This window comes from Micromonospora parathelypteridis (assembly GCF_014201145.1).
In the GTDB taxonomy this organism is placed as follows: domain Bacteria; phylum Actinomycetota; class Actinomycetes; order Mycobacteriales; family Micromonosporaceae; genus Micromonospora; species Micromonospora parathelypteridis.
In genome coordinates this window covers 4,211,238-4,227,511 of sequence record NZ_JACHDP010000001.1, presented here as the reverse complement: position 1 = coordinate 4,227,511, position 16,274 = coordinate 4,211,238, and the positions used below count along the sequence as shown (strand labels likewise).

The 16,274-nt window shown below is 70.6% G+C and carries 16 protein-coding genes, 1 tRNA gene and 1 other RNA gene; 5 read left to right on the top strand and 13 right to left on the bottom strand.

Going from position 1 to position 16,274, the window contains the following annotated elements; all coding sequences use genetic code 11:
- Positions 1–23: 23 nt before the first annotated feature.
- The gene (mgrA, locus tag HNR20_RS19130; protein WP_184181730.1) at positions 24–1,019 is read left to right on the top strand and encodes an L-glyceraldehyde 3-phosphate reductase; all 996 of its coding nucleotides are present in this window, start codon (positions 24–26) and stop codon (positions 1,017–1,019) included.
- Positions 1,020–1,038: 19 nt separating this feature from the next.
- On the opposite strand, the gene HNR20_RS19125 is transcribed toward mgrA, so the two are convergent.
- Positions 1,039–1,950: a lytic polysaccharide monooxygenase auxiliary activity family 9 protein gene (locus HNR20_RS19125; RefSeq protein ID WP_184181728.1), complete on the bottom strand. Its 912-nt coding sequence runs from the start codon at positions 1,948–1,950 to the stop codon at positions 1,039–1,041.
- Between the two features lie 123 nt (positions 1,951–2,073).
- Between HNR20_RS19125 and HNR20_RS19120 the strand changes: the two genes are divergently transcribed.
- Positions 2,074–2,196 carry a 50S ribosomal protein L36 gene (locus HNR20_RS19120; RefSeq protein WP_030490864.1) on the top strand — a complete coding sequence of 41 codons (123 nt, stop codon included), beginning with the start codon at positions 2,074–2,076 and terminating at the stop codon, positions 2,194–2,196.
- 201 nt (positions 2,197–2,397) lie between these two features.
- On the opposite strand, the gene HNR20_RS19115 is transcribed toward HNR20_RS19120, so the two are convergent.
- A tRNA-Ala gene (locus HNR20_RS19115) sits at positions 2,398–2,470 on the bottom strand.
- Positions 2,471–2,559: 89 nt separating this feature from the next.
- Positions 2,560–3,150 (bottom strand): YqgE/AlgH family protein, encoded by a 591-nt coding sequence (locus HNR20_RS19110; RefSeq protein ID WP_184181726.1) that lies wholly within the window; start codon positions 3,148–3,150, stop codon positions 2,560–2,562.
- Positions 3,151–3,322: 172 nt separating this feature from the next.
- Here HNR20_RS19110 and HNR20_RS19105 point away from each other — a divergent pair, with 172 nt between their 5' ends.
- Together HNR20_RS19105 and mdlC are read left to right on the top strand one after the other, a co-directional pair.
- On the top strand, positions 3,323–4,123 hold the full coding sequence (locus tag HNR20_RS19105) for an S-methyl-5'-thioadenosine phosphorylase (RefSeq protein WP_184181724.1): 801 nt from the start codon (positions 3,323–3,325) through the stop codon (positions 4,121–4,123).
- Positions 4,124–4,253: 130 nt separating this feature from the next.
- Entirely contained in the window at positions 4,254–5,849 is a 1,596-nt protein-coding gene (gene mdlC, locus HNR20_RS19100; protein WP_184181722.1) for a benzoylformate decarboxylase, read from the top strand.
- A gap of 54 nt (positions 5,850–5,903) precedes the next feature.
- On the opposite strand, the gene HNR20_RS19095 is transcribed toward mdlC, so the two are convergent.
- From HNR20_RS19095 to pruA, 10 genes are all read right to left on the bottom strand, one after another.
- Complete coding sequence (locus HNR20_RS19095) at positions 5,904–6,857, bottom strand: hypothetical protein (protein WP_184181720.1); 954 nt, start codon at positions 6,855–6,857, stop codon at positions 5,904–5,906.
- Positions 6,858–6,902: 45 nt separating this feature from the next.
- Positions 6,903–7,487: a hypothetical protein gene (locus HNR20_RS19090; RefSeq protein ID WP_229686978.1), complete on the bottom strand. Its 585-nt coding sequence runs from the start codon at positions 7,485–7,487 to the stop codon at positions 6,903–6,905.
- Positions 7,488–7,616: 129 nt separating this feature from the next.
- Positions 7,617–8,291 carry a hypothetical protein gene (locus HNR20_RS19085; RefSeq protein WP_184181718.1) on the bottom strand — a complete coding sequence of 225 codons (675 nt, stop codon included), beginning with the start codon at positions 8,289–8,291 and terminating at the stop codon, positions 7,617–7,619.
- An 81-nt stretch (positions 8,292–8,372) separates the two neighbouring features.
- Positions 8,373–8,748, bottom strand: a transfer-messenger RNA (tmRNA) gene (gene ssrA / locus HNR20_RS19080).
- A gap of 104 nt (positions 8,749–8,852) precedes the next feature.
- Positions 8,853–9,332 (bottom strand): SsrA-binding protein SmpB, encoded by a 480-nt coding sequence (gene smpB, locus HNR20_RS19075; RefSeq protein ID WP_184181716.1) that lies wholly within the window; start codon positions 9,330–9,332, stop codon positions 8,853–8,855.
- 137 nt (positions 9,333–9,469) lie between these two features.
- Positions 9,470–10,345, bottom strand: coding sequence for a permease-like cell division protein FtsX (gene ftsX / locus HNR20_RS19070; protein ID WP_184181714.1), 876 nt, complete (start codon positions 10,343–10,345; stop codon positions 9,470–9,472).
- A gap of 67 nt (positions 10,346–10,412) precedes the next feature.
- Entirely contained in the window at positions 10,413–11,093 is a 681-nt protein-coding gene (gene ftsE, locus HNR20_RS19065; RefSeq protein WP_030331491.1) for a cell division ATP-binding protein FtsE, read from the bottom strand.
- A 118-nt stretch (positions 11,094–11,211) separates the two neighbouring features.
- The gene (prfB, locus tag HNR20_RS19060; protein WP_184181712.1) at positions 11,212–12,333 is read right to left on the bottom strand and encodes a peptide chain release factor 2; all 1,122 of its coding nucleotides are present in this window, start codon (positions 12,331–12,333) and stop codon (positions 11,212–11,214) included.
- A 121-nt stretch (positions 12,334–12,454) separates the two neighbouring features.
- Positions 12,455–12,970 (bottom strand): PadR family transcriptional regulator, encoded by a 516-nt coding sequence (locus HNR20_RS19055; protein WP_099850731.1) that lies wholly within the window; start codon positions 12,968–12,970, stop codon positions 12,455–12,457.
- Between the two features lie 175 nt (positions 12,971–13,145).
- Positions 13,146–14,774, bottom strand: coding sequence for an L-glutamate gamma-semialdehyde dehydrogenase (gene pruA / locus HNR20_RS19050; RefSeq protein ID WP_184181710.1), 1,629 nt, complete (start codon positions 14,772–14,774; stop codon positions 13,146–13,148).
- A 374-nt stretch (positions 14,775–15,148) separates the two neighbouring features.
- Between pruA and HNR20_RS19045 the strand changes: the two genes are divergently transcribed.
- Positions 15,149–16,252, top strand: a complete 1,104-nt coding sequence (locus tag HNR20_RS19045; RefSeq protein ID WP_184181708.1) for a hypothetical protein — start codon at positions 15,149–15,151, stop codon at positions 16,250–16,252.
- Positions 16,253–16,274: the final 22 nt, after the last annotated feature.

The following is a 16,274-nucleotide window of genomic DNA, read 5'->3' as shown; positions in this document are numbered from 1 at the left end:
CACCACGGGCCGGAGCTAGGCTCATGATCGTGACCTACCTCGCTGCGGATGACCGCTACGACACCATGACCTACCGGCGCAGCGGACGCAGTGGCCTGCGGCTGCCCGCCGTCTCGCTCGGCCTGTGGCACAACTTCGGCCCGGACCGCCCGTTCGAACGGCAGCGCGACACCGTCCGACGCGCCTTCGACCTGGGTGTCACCCACTTCGACCTGGCCAACAACTACGGGCCGCCGCCCGGCGCGGCGGAGGAGAACTTCGGCCGGCTGCTCGCCACCGACCTGAAGCCCTACCGGGACGAGCTGATCATCTCCAGCAAGGCCGGTTACCTCATGTGGCCCGGCCCGTACGGCGAGTGGGGCTCGCGCAAGAACCTGATCTCGTCGCTGGACCAGTCGCTGGGGCGGATGGGGCTCGACTACGTCGACGTCTTCTACTCGCACCGGTTCGACCCGGACACTCCGCTGGAGGAGACGATGGGCGCGCTCGACGCGATCGTCCGCTCCGGCAAGGCGCTCTACGTGGGCATCTCGAACTACAACTCCGAGCAGACCGCGCGGGCCGCCGCGATCCTCGGCGAACTGGGTACGCCGCTGCTGATCAACCAGCCGTCGTACTCGATGCTCAACCGCTGGACCGAGTCCGACGGCCTGCTCGACACGCTGGAGCAGGTCGGCGCGGGCTGCATCGCGTACAGCCCGCTGGCCCAGGGCCTGCTGACCGACCGCTACCTGGGTGGCATTCCGGCGGACTCGCGGGTGCGCACCAGTGTCTTCCTCAACGAGAGCGACCTCAGCGAGGAGAAGATGGCCACCATCCGAGGGCTCGGCGCGGTCGCCGAGCGGCGCGGCCAGTCCCTCGCCCAGCTCGCGCTGGCCTGGGCGCTGCGCGACCCGCGGATGACCAGCCTGATCATCGGGGCCAGCAGCGTCGAGCAGTTGGAGACGAACATCGCGGCGCTCGACAACCTCGACTTCACCGCCGAGGAGCTCGCCGAGATCGACGGCCTCCTGTCCTGAGCCACGTCGGGCCGCCGGGTCACCAGATCCGGCGGCGCCCGGCGCGGTGGTTGCGTACCTCGCACTGCCGGCCGACCGGAGCGGCGGCGTTGCGTCGCCGCCGTCCCGCGCCGATCAGCAGCGCCAGGACCAGCACGGTGGCGGCGCCGGCCAGCACCGGCCACCGGGCGCCGAGGTCGGTCACCGACGCCACCGGCACGCCCGGGTCGGCCGCCGCCGCCACCGCCGGGTCGGTTGCGGCCGGCCCCGCGGAGGTACGCGGAACAGCCGCCGCGCTCTTCGTCGCGCTCTTCGGCTGCTGGGTGCCTCGTGCGGGGCGGAACACCACGTCCGAGCAGGAGTAGTAGGTGTCCGGGGTGTTGGAGTTCTGCCAGATCGTGTAGATGAGGTGCCGGCCCGCACGGCCCGCCGGCAGTCGACCCGGCAACTGGTACGCCCCGGCCCGCACCGGCGGGTCGGTCATCGTCAAGAACGGACGTGACTCCAGGTCCGCCCAGGTCAGCGGCGCACGAGGGTCGTAGTCGGGCTTGGTGGCGTAGAGCCGGAAGGTGCCCCGGTGCTCAATGGTGGTCCGGTACCGGAAGGTGAACTTCGCGCCCGTGGTCAACTCGGTGGCCGGCCAGTCCGTCCGGGGCAGATCCAGACCCCGGTACGCGGACAACCCGCCGCTGCACAGCTCCCCGTCCGGGATCCGCTCCCGGTCCCGGCCGTCGATCGCGGCGACCCGGACGTTGTCCCACTCGCGGACGGCAGCGCCCGCCTGGACAGCGGCCCGGCAGGCAGCGGTGGCCGCGTGCCGGCCCTGGGGCCCACAGGCCGCCGCCCGGCTGATCGGGTCGGTCGGAGCGCCGTGCGCGGCGGCGGGCGTGGCGGCCAGGGGCACGGTCGCGGCAGCGACCAGCACCGTGGCGAGGAACCGGTGAACGGACATGAGGGCGACCTCCGCCCACTGGTACGGCCCGCGGGCGGCAAAGGTTCGACGGCGGTCGGCGGGAATCCGGCGGGTGGCTGCGGCGTTTCGATACTCGGAACCGCGAGAACCGAGGAGGCAGACATGAAGGTACGTAGCTCGTTGCGTGCGCTCAAGCAGAAGCCGGGTTCGGTGGTGGTCCGCCGTCGTGGCCGGGTGGTCGTGGTGAACCGCGCCAACCCGCAGTGGAAGAGCCGCCAGGGCTGATCACGCCCTTACCGGACATACAGCATCGAACGCCCCGACCGGGTCCCGGTCGGGGCGTTTTTTGTTCAAGATCGCGTTGGCATTCGCACGCCGCCGGGCCAAGGCTGACCGCCCCTCCGACCGCTCACGCACCGATCCGGACGACAGACAGCGGCCCGGTTGATAATCATCAACCGGGCCGCTGACATGCGTTCACAAGGGTGGAGCCGAGGGGACTCGAACCCCTGACCCCCACACTGCCAGTGTGGTGCGCTACCAGCTGCGCCACGGCCCCTTGCTGTCGTCCCGGTCGCCCGGGCACCTGGGAAACTATACACAGACTGGCCGGCATGGTCATCTCGCGGGGTCCCATGCCGAACCGGCTCAGTTGAGCGCCACGTCCGGCGGAAAGTGGGCGACCGCGGCCATCATCCCGCCCTGCCGGCGCAGCACCATCGGCCACAGGTCGTCGGGCCGGTCGACGAAGGCGTCACCGGGCAACCCGTCCAGCACGAACCAGGAGCCGCCGGCGATCTCCTGCTCCAACTGGCCACTGCCCCAGCCGGAGTAGCCGGCGAAGACACGGATCCCCCCGATGCTCTCCCGCAGCCGCTCCGGGTCGACCGAGAGGTCGATCGTGCCGACCGCTCCGGAGACCTGGTGGAAGCCCTTCAATCGGCGCATCGGGTGCCGCATCCGGGCCAGGCAGATGGCCGAGTCGGGCTGCACCGGCCCGCCCTCGAAGAGCACCGCCGGGTAGCGGGCCAGGTCGCTCCAGTCGCCGAGCACCTCGGACACCGGCACCTCGGTGGCCCGGTTCAGCACCACACCGAGCGCACCGCCCGGCTCATGGGCGACGAGCAGAACCACCGTACGGTCGAAGTTCGGGTCCTTGAGCGCCGGAGTCGCGACCAGCAGCCGCCCGGTCATCGACTCCATCGCTCGTCCGCCGATCGCCTGACCCTCACCCTGCATCCCACACACCCGTCAACCGTGAGCCCACGCCGGGGATCGGTCATCTACCGGATCCGCCCGGTGCACCAGGATCAGCCGCGCTGTCAACGCCATGCCTGGCACCATAGCCTGCGTCCCGGGTGCTGGCTAAGGTCTGACCGGCGGGTGATCGGACAGTTAAGACGGAGGGCCGATGGCACCGACGGCGGACATCGCGGTGATCGGTGGGTCAGGCCTGTACGCCCTCCTCGACGGCACCGCCCATGAGCTGGAAACCCCGTACGGGCCACCGTCGGACGCGGTGACCATCGCCGAGGTGGCTGGGCGGCGAGTCGCGTTCCTGCCCCGGCACGGCCGGGATCACCGGCATCCACCACATTTGATCCCCTACCGGGCCAACCTGTGGGCGTTGCGCTCCCTCGGCGTACGCCAGGTGTTGGCGCCGTGCGCGGTCGGTGGGCTCCGCCCGGAGCTGGACCCGGGCACGTTCGTGGTCCCGGACCAGCTGATCGACCGGACCAGCGGCCGGGCGCAGACCTACTACGACCAGGGTGCCGTGCACGTGCCGTTCGCCGACCCGTACTGCCTGAACGGCCGGCGGGCCCTGCTCGCCGCCGCCGCTGGCCGGGACGTCACGGCCGTGGACGGCGGGACCGTGGTGGTGGTCGAGGGCCCGCGGTTCTCCACTCGGGCCGAGTCCCGCTGGTACGCCTCGATTGGCGGCACTGTCGTCAACATGACCGGTCACCCGGAGGCGGTGCTCGCTCGGGAGTTGGCCCTCTGCTACTCCTCGATCGCATTGATCACCGACTTGGACGCCGGGGTGCAGGCCGGTGAGTCGGTGACCCAGGACGAGGTGTTCCGGGTCTTCGCGGCCAACACCGACCGGCTGCGGGGCGTCCTGCTGGACGCCCTGGCGGCGCTGCCCGCCGCGCAGGACTGCGTCTGCGGCCGCGCGCTGGACGGCATCACCCCGCCCTTCGCGTTGCCCTGAGCAGGCACGGAGCCGGTCTACCGGATGGGCCCACGCGAAACACCCGAAAGGTCCGTCACATCCCGATAGATTCGGCTGATCGGGAGGGCGACCGCGATCGTCCCTGCCCGCGAGACGGAGGCGGGTGGCGATGGCAACGGTCCGGGACGCGACGTACGACGTGCTCCGCACCCTCGGCATGACCACCATGTTCGGCAACCCCGGCTCCACCGAGGAGCCGTTCCTGCAGGACTTCCCCGCCGACTTCCACTACGTTCACGCGCTGCACGAGGCGACGGCGGTCGCGATGGCCGACGGCTACGCCCAGGCCGCCGGAACACCCGCCCACGTCAACCTGCACACCGCCCCGGGCACCGGCAACGGCATGGGCAACCTGGTCACCGCCTGGCACAACAAGACCCCGCTGATCGTCACCGCCGGTCAGCAGACCCGGGAGATGCTGCTGCTCGAACCCCGCCTGACCAGCCGACGGCCCACCGAGCTGCCGCAGCCGTACGTCAAGTGGGCCTACGAGCCGACCCGGGCGCAGGACATCCCCGCGGCGATGCTGCGGGCGTACGCGACGGCGGTGCAGCCACCATCCGGGCCGGTCTTCCTCTCCCTGCCGATGGACGACTGGGCCCAACCCGCCGACCCGCTGCCCGCACCGCGAACGGTAGCCACCCGGTTCGCACCGGACCCGCAACGGCTGGACGAGTTCGCCCGGATCCTGGCCGGCAGCCACAACCCGGTGCTGGTGTACGGGCCGGGAGTGGACCGCTCCGCAAGCTGGTCGGCTGCGGTCGCGCTCGCCGAGCGGCTGGCCGCACCGGTCTGGTCGGCCCCCGCACCCGAACGCGCCGTGTTTCCGGAGGACCACCCGCACTTTCGCGGTGTGCTGCCGTACGCGATCGGCCCGCTCGCCGATGCGCTGCGCGGGCACGACACGGTGCTGGTCATCGGCGCTCCGGTGTTCCGCTACTACCCGCACATACCGGGCGGGCACCTACCGGACGGCGCCCGGCTGCTGCACGTCACGGACGACCCCGACGAGGCCGCGCGCGCCCCGGTCGGGGACAGCCTGCTCGGCGACCCCGGACTGACCCTGGCCGCGCTCATCGACCTGGTGCCGCCGGCCGACCGGTCACCCCCCGCGCCCCGGGACGCACCGACCTCGCCGGAGATCACCGCCCCGCTGAGCGCCGACGCCCTGTTCGCCGGGCTGGCCGCGCACTGGCCGGCGGACGGGGTGCTGGTGCAGGAGTCACCGTCCAACTTGTCCGCCCTGCGCCGGCAGTTGCGGATCAACCGCCCGGCGTCGTACTTCACCATGGCCAGCGGCGGCCTCGGCTACGGCCTGCCAGCCGCGATCGGGGTGGCACTCGCCGAGCGGGACACCCGGCGCGGCCGCCCGGTGGTGGCCGTCATCGGTGACGGGTCGTTCCACTACTCGGTGCAGGCGTTGTGGACCGCCGCGCGCCTCGCGCTGCCGGTCGTGGTCGTCGTCCCGGTCAACCAGCAGTACGCCATCCTCAAGGCTTTCGCCGACCTGAAGGACACTCCCGGGGTGCCCGGACTCGACCTGCCGGGACTGGACATCGTCGCGATAGCGTCCGGCTACGGCTGCGCCACCGAGGTGATCCAGACCCCCGATGAGCTCGGCGCGGCGCTCGCCAGCGGGCTGCGCGCCGACCGTCCCACCGTGTTGCCGGTGCCCATCAGCACCGACGTGCCCAGCATCCTCTGAGCCGGCCCGGCGAGCCTTGGGGCCGGCCCGGCGAGCCTTGGGCCGGCCGGCGTGTCAGCGCGGGGCGATCGTGAGTGGGGCACCGGTGAAGACGTCCAGGACTGGCCGGGCACCCAGCGGTGCCGCGAGGGTGACGGTGACGGGTTCCAGTTTGAGCACGGCGGGGCAGAGCCCGGTGGCCCGGGTGACGCTGCCGCCGACCACCACGACGTCCGGGCGTTCCCGCACCAGCGGCGTGATTCCGGTGTCGCAGGCACCGACGCCGAGCCGCACGGTCAACCGGGCACCGTCGACCGCCGTGAGGTCCTGGGCGGCCACCAGCCCGTCCGGCAGCGCTCGGGCCGGGGCGGTCGCCTCGGGCACCGCCGTGATCGCCGTCGCGGCGACGGCCAGCCGGACCACCGGGGTGGCCAGCTCCTCGATGGTGAACAGCCAGGCCGGGACCTGCGCCTCACCCCGGCTGGTCCGGACCGGCACGGTGCCGTAGGTGACCCCGGTGACGGTGAGCGAAAGGCAGGCGGTCTGCGACGTGCTGGTGGCCCAACCGTCCGGTCCGGGTTCGACGGTGGGGCCACCGGGGGTCGGCAGGCCGGGTCGCTTCGGCCGCCCCGGACAGGGCAACGGGTCACCCTGGTCGAGCTGCCGATACGCCTCGGCCGCGCTGACCAGCGGCAACGTCAGCCGACCGTCTGGGAATCGGATCTCGTCGCCGACCCGGGTGGGCGGAATCGGCACCTGGGCGCGGTACCACCCGGCGCGAAAGGCGGCCTCGGTTTCCGGGGTGAAGCGGGGGTCGCCGGTGAGCAGGGTCGGCCCCTCCAGCGGGACGTACCCCGTGCGCCAGTCGGTGCCGGGTCGCCACGCCTCGGCAACCTCGGTGGCCCGCTGATCGAACGCCTCGGCGTGGTGCGACCCACTGCTGGGCCCGTCGGCCGGCTCGGCGCCGTTCGGGGCACAGCCCGCCGCAAGCAACAACGGGAGTACGAGCAGCAGGGCCGGTCGACGCATGTACGGTTCGACGCGACCGTCGACCCCCCGGTTCCCGGTCCACGCTCAGGTCTCGCCACCCAGATCCGTCTGGTACGCCTCCCAGAGCAGGTCGGCGCCACGCCGCCGATGCCGGGCCAACCTCCGCAGCAGGTGCCCGGCCCGGTGCCGCAGCTCGTCGGGGTTGACCTCGGGTTGCTCAGCGACCCGCTGCACCGCAAGGATCGCGGCGATGATCGCTGCGTGCTCCCGGGTCAGCAACCGCACCCCGTGGTCCAGCCGCGGCGACTGGGTGAGCAACTCCCGATAGAGGCCCGCGGGGCCTTCGGTGACCCGGACGTGCTCGTCGAAGCCCTGCCCGACCGGACGCAGCCGGAGCAGGACCTCTTCGCGCCAGCGCGGCTCGGTGGTGGCCACGGCGACGGCCCGGCCGAGTGCGTGCACGTCGCCGGCGAGCCCGGCCGGGCGCGGCTCACCGGGCAGTCCGATGGGGTGCGGATCAGCGGACAGCCGGCCGGGATGCGGATCGGCCGGGAGCCTGCTGGGGCGCGGCCCGGTGGGGTGCGGATCGGCCGGGAGCCCGGCCGGGTGCGGGTGCCCGGCGGACGGCCGGGCGACGAGTGACGGCTGCTGGAACGGACCGGCGACCATGGCACCTCCCGCGGTGCGCTGCTACCCCATACCGCGATGGTGAGCCCGCCCGACCGCCCTGTCCAGGGTCGCGGCTCGCCTCATTAGCCCCATTGGCCGCAATAAACCCGCCAGCCCCACTGGTACGGCTCAGCGGGGCTGTTCCGCCAGGCGGCGCAGTTGGCTGGCGACGGCGTGCGCGTCGCCGTCCCGCCCGTCGACCGGCCGGCCCGTCGTGATCGCATCGGCCAGCGCTCGCAACTCGGACGGGGGCAGGCTGCCCAGCCCCATCCCACGCAGGGGGATGGTGACTCGCCGCCCGCTCCCCTGGTCGGTAGCGATGATGGTCGGCACCCGCTGCCCACCCACCGGGAAGTCGTCGCCGGCGTCGCGATACGACATCGCGCCCGCGTCGATCCGGGCGGTGGCGAGGTCGACGCCGCGGGTACGTAGCGCGCCCCGTACCCGTGCCCGGCTGCCGTCGAGCCAAGCGGCTGTGCGGAGCACCCGCAGCACGAGGTAGATGCCGAGCAGGACGAACGGCAAGCCGCACAGCCCGATGAGCGGGCCGGGGCCGGACTCTCCCCCGCCACCGCCGGAGTCCCGCAACGCGGGCGGCAGCATTCCCGGCGGCAGGTCGCGGGCCTCCTCATAGGAGGCGAACGGGTCGCCCGGGCCTGTCAGCCGGTCCAGCAGCCCGCCGGCGATCAGCGGCAGCAGCACGAATGCCGCACCGACGGCTGCGATGAAGACGCCGGCCAGCACCGCCATCGTGCGCTGACCGGGCGAGGCGCCCACCGACAGCCGCAACTCCTGGTTCGTCACGGGGTGCAGCGTAGGCGAGCCGCCGAAGCCCGTACACAGCGAAGCGCCCCGGCTGGTGGGCCGGGGCGCTTCGCTTCGAGGTGGTGGAGGTGCCGGGAATCGAACCCGGGTCCTTCGCCGGTTTGTCAGGGCTTCTCCGAGCGCAGCTCGCTATGCCTCTACTCGGCCCCACCGCTCACGCGAGCAAGTTGGTGTGACGGGCCCAGTCGCTGATTAATCTCGCCGCACGGACCCCGCGACCGGGTCCGGTTGGCCAGCCTCCTAACTGATGCCGGCTACTGGGACGAAGGCGTTCCCAGACCGACAGACTTAGCTACTCGCCTCAGGCGGCGAGAGCGAAGTCAGCGCGATTGTTATTGGCGCTTATAAAGTTCCGACGACCGATTCTCGAGACGACGTCGGCTTCCTCGGCTCGCTTCCCCTGTCGCTGCGTACGAAGTCGAAACCAGTCACCCCCTCGACAGGCCGCCGATGTGGCGGCACTGACAAGACTAACGCCTGCCGCAACCGCTTTCATCCCGAGCCCCGGGCCGGCACACCGATCCGGACAAATGGGATGAGCTAGTCGTCCATTCCCTTGCCACGCCGACCGGACGCCCGGGCGATCTCCCGGTCCGCGTCCCGCTTGGCGAGGTCCTGACGCTTGTCGTACGACTTCTTGCCCTTCGCCAGCGCTATCTCAACCTTTGCCCAGCCGTCGGAGAAGTAGACCTGCAACGGGACGATGGTCAGACCACCCTCGCGGGTCTTGCCGAGCAGCCGGTCGATCTCCCCCCGGTTGAGGAGCAGCTTGCGGGTACGCCGAGGCTCGTGGTTGGTCCAGGTGCCCTGGGTGTACTCCGGGATGTGCATGGCGTGCAGGAACAACTCGCCGTCACGCTCCTGGGCGAAAGCGTCGACCAGCGACGCCCGCCCGGCCCGTAGCGACTTGACCTCGGTGCCGGTCAGCGCCATGCCCGCCTCGTACGTGTCGAGGATCGAGTAGTCGTGGCGCGCCTTCTTGTTGGAGGCGACCACCTTGCGCCCCTTTTCCCGTGGCATCGGTGCCACCCCCTCTCCGGACGTCCGTGGGCCGGGCTCACCCCGGCCGGACAACGGATCATGCTACCCGAATGACAAGGACCCTCCCGCGCCGTTTATTTCCGGGCGGGAGGGTCCTCAGGTCAGCGGCGGAGCAGCTAGACCCGCAGGTAGAAGTGGAGGGTGATCCAGGCGGTGGCGGCGCTGATCAGACCACCGACGCCGGCCATCAGCGGGAAGATGAACAGGATGTCGCCCCAGCTGATCGGCGAGAGCAGCCCCTCCAGGGCCTTGAGTGACCCGTCGAAGAGCAGATATTTCGCCGCTATCAGTGCGACCAGGCCGAGCAGTGATCCGATCAGACCCGCGACCACGGCCTCCAGCACGAACGGCGCCTGGATGAACCAGTTCGACGCGCCGACGAGCTTCATGACCGCGACCTCACGTCGCTTGCTGTACGCGGCGACCTGAATGGTGTTCGCGACCAGCAGCAGGGCGGCGACCGCCATCACGATGGCGGCGGCCAGCGCGATGTTCTGGATCGCGGTGAGGATGTTGAAGATCTTGTCCAGCAGCTTGCTCTGGTCGACGATCTCGTCGACACCCTCGGTGTTCTTGTACTGGTCGTAGATGTTCTTGTACTGCTCCGGGTTGTTCAGCTTGATCCGGAACGACGGCGGAAGGCTGTCCTCCTTGACGGCGCTGATCAGATCCGGCGCGTCCTGGAACATCTCCTGGAACCGCTTGTACGCCTCGGCCTTGTCGACGTAGATGACGTCGCTGACCAGCGGGTCGACCTCGAGCTTCGAGTTCACCTGCTCGCGCTGCTCATCGGTGACGTCGGTCTTGAGGAAGATCGAGACTTGGATGTTCTTGTAGTAGAGGTCCTTCATGTCGTCGACCTGGCGGTACATGAGACCGCTGGCGCCGAGCATGGTCAGCGAGACCGCCATCGTGATGATCATCGCGATGGACATGGTCACGTTGCGCCACAGTCCGACCAGTACCTCGGACAGGACGTATTTCACGCGCATCGGGATTTCCTCCGGGTCGCCGGCATGAGGTGTTCGTCGTCAGGCTGCGCAGGGGTGGAGCGGGGGCTCACCCGTAGACACCGCGGGCCTGGTCACGCACGATCCGACCGCTCTCGATCTCGACGACGCGGCGGCGCATCTGGTTGACGATGTTGGAGTCGTGGGTGACCATCACGACGGTCGTGCCGGTGCGGTTGATCCGGTCCAGCAGGCGCATGATCTCGATCGAGGTGTCCGGGTCCAGGTTTCCGGTGGGCTCGTCCGCCAGCAGGATCAGCGGACGGTTCACGAACGCCCGGGCGACGGCGACCCGCTGCTGCTCACCACCGGAGAGCTCGTGCGGGTAGCGGTGCTCCTTGCCACCGAGCCCGACCAGTTCCAGCACCTCCGGCACGACCCGGCGGGCAACCGCCTTGGTCTTGCCGATCACCTCGAGAGCGAACGCCACGTTCTCGTAGGCGGTGCGGTTCGGCAGCAGCCGGAAGTCCTGGAAGACACAGCCGATGGAACGCCGGAAGTGGGGTCGCTTCCAGGATCGCATCGACGTGACGTCCTTGCCGTTGACGACGACGCGCCCCTTGTTGGGGGCGACCTCGTGCAGCAGCATTTTGATGATCGTGGACTTGCCGGAGCCGGATGGACCGATGAAGAAGACGAACTCGCCCTTCTCGATCGAGACGGACACGTTGTCGAGCGAAGGCCGGGACGCCTTCGGGTACGTCTTCGTCACTTGCTCAAGCTGAATCACGGGTGGTGAGTCTACGCGGTGTAACAACTGAGCCAAGCCCCACGCCCCGCCGATCCCGCACGAGTCGTCGAATCACGCCTCTACCTGGAGATCGACGAAGCGTTCCGCCCGCGAGTCGTTACGCTCCGTCGCTGGCGAGTTGCCGCTGCTTGCGCCAACGGATCCCCGCCTCGATGAAACCGTCCAGATCGCCATCGAACACCGCGCTCGGATTGCCGGTCTCCTGCTCGGTTCGGAGATCCTTCACCATCTGATACGGGTGCAGGACGTAGGAGCGCATCTGGTCGCCCCACGAGCCGGCGGCGTTCTCCTTGAGCCCCTCCAGCTTGGCCTGCTCCTCCTGGCGCTTGCGCTCCAACAGTCGGGCCTGGAGTACCCGCAGCGCGGAGGCCTTGTTCTGCAGCTGGGACTTCTCGTTCTGACAGGTGACCACGATGCCGGTCGGGATGTGGGTCAGCCGGACCGCCGAGTCGGTGGTGTTGACGCTCTGTCCACCGGGGCCGGAGGAGCGGTAGACGTCGACCCGTACCTCGTTCTCCGGGATGTCGATGTGGTCGGTCTGCTCGGTGACCGGCAGGACCTCGACGCCCGCGAAGCTGGTCTGCCGGCGGCCCTGGTTGTCGAACGGACTGATCCGAACCAACCGGTGGGTGCCCGACTCGACACTGAGCGTGCCGTACGCGTAGGGCACCTTGACCGCGAAGGTGGCCGACTTCAGGCCCGCCTCTTCGGCGTAGGAGGTCTCGTAGACCTCGGTCGGGTAGCCGTGCCGCTCCGCCCAGCGCAGGTACATCCGCAGCAGCATCTCGGCGAAGTCCGCGGCGTCCACGCCACCGGCGCCGGCCCGGATGGCGACAAGCGCCTCCCGGGAGTCGTACTCGCCGGAGAGCAGCGTGCGGACCTCCATCTCCTGGATGGCCTTCGTCAGCCCGGTGATCTCCGACTCGACCTCGGTCAGCACGCCCGGGTCGGCCTCCGCCTCGGCCAGCTCCAGCAGCACCTGGGCGTCGTCGAGGCCGGAGCGCAGGCTGCCCAGCTTGCTGATCTCGCCGTTGACGTACGACAGCTGCGAGGTCACCTGCTGAGCCTTGGCCTGGTCGTCCCACAGGTCGGGGGCGGAAGCCTCCTGCTCAAGGCGGGCCTTGTCCTCGTGGAGCCGGTCGAGGTTGAGGACGGCCTCGATGTTTCGCAGGGTCGCGTCGAGTTCCTTGAGCTGTTCGGCGTAATCGGCAGCGGTCACGACAGATAAGCGTACTGCGCGGGCGAGGAGCGAGCTTGCGAGCCCCGCAGGCCGACGCCAAATTGACGCTGCGCCAACGTGGGCCGAGCAGCTCGTTCCGTGTGCGCGAACCCGCCGGTCGTCACCCGACGGGGGCGGTCTTCAACCACGACAGGGCCGCACGGTGGTAGGCGACGGCGAACTCCAGCGCGCTGGCGTCGTACGTCTCCCCGTCACGTTTGGCGTTTTTCACCTGCTCCCGAACCTGGGCGAGGGCCTCGGTGTGGTATTCGTTGGCCGAGGCGTACAGGCCCTTCAGCTGGCTGGCGGAGTGCAGGTTGCCGAACGCCATCCGGAGCGCTATCGGGTTGCGGATGGTGTCCCGCCCCGGGTTCTCGGCCAGCCAGCGGGAGAAGGTCCTCTTCCCGCTGGCGGTGAGTGCGTACGGCTGGCTCATCCGCGGCCCCGGCTTACCGAGCCGCACGAAACCCCGTTCGGCCAGCACCGGCAACTCGCGGTAGACCTGACTGCGGGTCATCGACCAGTACGGCGCCAGACGGCGCTCAGCGGCGGCCATCAACTGGCCGCCTGTCATCGGGCCCTCATGGAGGAGCCCAAGCAGGGCCGCCGCCGTAGGGTTGACTCCGGAATCCGCCATGCCCACTACGCTGCCACTTTGCGCACGCGGCGTCCAGGATTTGCCAGTTTGCCACCCGACAGGACTTCCTAAGTGCACTGTCGGCGGCAGACTGTCCGTTGAGGACTATCGATGGGTTACGCCATTCGGCCGACCGCCGGCGGCGCCACGTGCGCCGCCGGCGGGTCGTCGAAGGTCAGCCCATGTGGGGGTACGTGTGGTCGGTCGGCGGCACGAAGGTCTCCTTGATCGTGCGCGGCGACACCCAGCGGACCAGGTTGAGCCAGGAGCCGGCCTTGTCGTTGGTGCCACTGGCTCGGGCGCCACCGAACGGCTGCTGCCCGACCACCGCGCCGGTCGGCTTGTCGTTGATGTAGAAGTTGCCGGCCGCGTACCGCATGCGCTCGCCGACCGCCTCGACCACCCGGCGGTCGGTGGCGAACACCGACCCGGTCAGCGCGTACGGGGCGATCGACTCGGCCTGCGCGACCACCTCGTCGAAGCGGGCGTCGTCGAACACGTGCACGCCCAGGATCGGCCCGAAGTACTCGGTGGTGAAGGTCTCGTGGGCGGCGTCGTCGCACTCGAAGAGCGTCGGCCGGACGAAGTAGCCGACCGAGTCGTCGGCGGTGCCACCGGCGAGCACCCGGCAGCTGTCGTCACCGGCGATCAACTCCAGCGCCGCGGTGTGCCGGGCGAACGCCTTGTCGTCGATCACCGCGCCGCCGAAGTTGCTGAAGTCGGCCACGTCGCCGTAGGTCAGCGAGTCGGTGGTGGCGGCCAGCCGGTCGCGCAGCCCACCCTCCCAGATCGAGCGCGGCACGTACGCCCGTGAGGCCGCCGAACACTTCTGGCCCTGGTACTCGTAGGCGCCACGGATCAGCGCGGTGTGCAGGGCGTCCACGTCGGCGCTGGTGTGCGCGACCACGAAGTCCTTGCCGCCGGTCTCGCCGACCAGGCGCGGGTAGCCCCGGTAGCGGGCGATGTTGTCGCCGACGGTCCGCCACAACTGCTGGAAGACCTTGGTCGAACCGGTGAAGTGGATGCCGGCCAGGTCCGGGTCGGCCAGCACGACGTCGGAGACCTCCTCGCCCCGGCCGGTGACCATGTTGATCACGCCGGGCGGCAGGCCGGCGGCCTCGAACAGCCGCATGGTGAAGTGCGCGGCGAACTGCTGGGTCGGGCCCGGCTTCCAGATCACCGTGTTGCCCAGCAGGGCCGGCGCCGACGGCAGGTTGCCGGCGATAGCGGTGAAGTTGAACGGGGTGACCGCGTAGACGAAGCCCTCCAGCGGGCGGTGGTCGAAGCGGTTCCAGACGCCCGGCGAGGACGCCGGCTGCTCCTCGAGCAGGCGGCGGGCGAAGTGCACGTTGAACCGGAGGAAGTCGATGAACTCGCACGCCGCGTCGATCTCCGCCTGGATCGCGGTCTTCGACTGACCCAGCATGGTGGCGGCGTTGAGGGTGTCGCGCCAGGGACCGGCGAGCAGCTCGGCGGCGCGCAGGAAGATCGCGGCGCGCTCCTCGAAGGGCAGCGCCCGCCACATCGGAGCGGCGTCCTTGGCGGCCTTGATCGCGGCGTGGGCGTCCTCGTGGGTGGCGTGCGCGGTCACACCCAGCACGTGCGCGTGCCGGTGCGGCTGCACCACATTGATCGGGTCACCGGCGGCCATCCGCTGCTCACCGCCGATGGTCATCGGCAGGTCGATGCGCTCGGCGGCGAGCTCGGTCAGCCGCCGCTGGAGCCGGTCCCGGTCGGGGCTGCCCGGCTCGTAGTTGCGAACCGGCTCGTTGCGCGGCTCGGGAACGGAGAAGACGGCATCCATCAGGGCTCCTGGCGATCTCGACAGCAGTGGCGAAACCGGACCCGCGGGCACCGACCGGACGGCCGGACACCGGACGCCGCACCGGAGGGCCGAGCAGCGGCGGGACCTCCCGTAATTGTCCCATGCAGGGCTGCAGGCCCCACCTCGGCCACCGCCTTCCGCCAAGGACCGGCCCACCCCTCCTCCCCTTACCGACTGGGCTCGATCCGGTGACCCGTCCGTGCTCCGGGCAGCCGCACCGCCCCGCAGCGGCATTTCCCATCGGCCACCGAGGGGCAGGGCCGTACCCCTTCCGTCCGTCCCGGGGCGGCGGAGAGCCCAGCGGGCCCGCGTACCCTGAATGGTCGGTGACCTGCCGCCTCGAAGGGGAGACGATGACCAAGCAGCCCGGCCGCGTCCCGGCCGCGGAGTCGCACGAGCCGGCGGCCGACACGGCCAGCCCCAACAGCCGGCCGCTGCCCGCGCCCGGCGCGGCGGTGCTCGCGCTGCTGGCGCTCGGGTGGCTGACCGCCATGCTCTGGTCCACCCGGGAGGCCATCACCTCGGCGGCGGCCGGGGTCACCGCGATCAGTCTCTCCGCGTTCGCCCTGCCCGGCGTCATCTCGGCCGCGCTGGTGTGTGGGGCGGCCGTCGCGCTGGCCGTTGGCAACCTGCTGGCCCGCCGGTACGGCGACTGGGCCACCCTGCGCTTCGCCGGGGCGATCGGCGGCGGAATGCTCGTCGGGTTGGCTGCCGCGCTGGCCATCAACCTCACCTACTTCGACACCTCGACCACCAATGTGATCGCCGGCACCACGGCCGCCGCGGCGATCATCGGTGGCGCGGTGGCCGGCGCGCGGACCGCCCCGGCCGTCGGTGCGGTGGTGACCGCGGCGCTGGGCACCCTGCTCTTCGTGGTCGCGTTCAGCCGCGCCCGGGACCCGCTGTTCAACCTCTTCGGTGCCGGCGACAGCCAGGAGTCGTTGATCAACGCGGCCAAGTGGGTGTCCCGCACCGAATCGCTCGTCGCCGGGCTGCTGGCCGGGCTGCTCGCCTTCGGCTACCTGACCTGGGCACGACGCCGGGCCGTCCGCCGTGATCCCGAGATCCCGGCGCTGCGCTGGCCGGCGTACCTGCTCGCCGGCGCTGGGCCCGGGCTGCTCCTCCTGCTCGCCGAGGTGATCATCCGGATCGGTGGCCGGTCGCTGCTCGATCTGGCCAGCGCACTCAGCGAAGCGGACGCCGTGGCGCAGACCTCGCTGGGCAGCTCGCGGGTGGACAACGGCATCTGGGTGCTCTTCGTGGGGGCGCTGACCGCGCTGATCGCGTTCGGCCGCACGCTCGGCCCGGCAGCCCACACCGACGACGAACCGACCGGCGGCTCGGACACCGTCACGGACCGGGTCGACCCCGAGGACGACGAGCCCGACCCGGCCGAGACGTTCGACCCGGCCGAGGCGTTCGACCCGGACCCGGCCAAGGCGGACCCGGCCCGCTGACGGCGGGACGGGGTTGCTTGCC

Bases quoted from the DNA above. Each gene is read 5' to 3' on its own strand.
- mgrA (WP_184181730.1), top strand. From the start codon at position 24: ATGATCGTGACCTACCTCGCTGCGGATGACCGCTACGACACCATGACC.
- HNR20_RS19125 (WP_184181728.1), bottom strand. From the start codon at position 1,950: ATGTCCGTTCACCGGTTCCTCGCCACGGTGCTGGTCGCTGCCGCGACC.
- HNR20_RS19120 (WP_030490864.1), top strand. From the start codon at position 2,074: ATGAAGGTACGTAGCTCGTTGCGTGCGCTCAAGCAGAAGCCGGGTTCG.
- HNR20_RS19110 (WP_184181726.1), bottom strand. From the start codon at position 3,150: ATGCAGGGTGAGGGTCAGGCGATCGGCGGACGAGCGATGGAGTCGATG.
- HNR20_RS19105 (WP_184181724.1), top strand. From the start codon at position 3,323: ATGGCACCGACGGCGGACATCGCGGTGATCGGTGGGTCAGGCCTGTAC.
- mdlC (WP_184181722.1), top strand. From the start codon at position 4,254: ATGGCAACGGTCCGGGACGCGACGTACGACGTGCTCCGCACCCTCGGC.
- HNR20_RS19095 (WP_184181720.1), bottom strand. From the start codon at position 6,857: ATGCGTCGACCGGCCCTGCTGCTCGTACTCCCGTTGTTGCTTGCGGCG.
- HNR20_RS19090 (WP_229686978.1), bottom strand. From the start codon at position 7,487: ATGGTCGCCGGTCCGTTCCAGCAGCCGTCACTCGTCGCCCGGCCGTCC.
- smpB (WP_184181716.1), bottom strand. From the start codon at position 9,332: ATGCCACGGGAAAAGGGGCGCAAGGTGGTCGCCTCCAACAAGAAGGCG.
- ftsX (WP_184181714.1), bottom strand. From the start codon at position 10,345: ATGCGCGTGAAATACGTCCTGTCCGAGGTACTGGTCGGACTGTGGCGC.
- HNR20_RS19055 (WP_099850731.1), bottom strand. From the start codon at position 12,970: ATGGCGGATTCCGGAGTCAACCCTACGGCGGCGGCCCTGCTTGGGCTC.
- pruA (WP_184181710.1), bottom strand. From the start codon at position 14,774: ATGGATGCCGTCTTCTCCGTTCCCGAGCCGCGCAACGAGCCGGTTCGC.
- HNR20_RS19045 (WP_184181708.1), top strand. From the start codon at position 15,149: ATGACCAAGCAGCCCGGCCGCGTCCCGGCCGCGGAGTCGCACGAGCCG.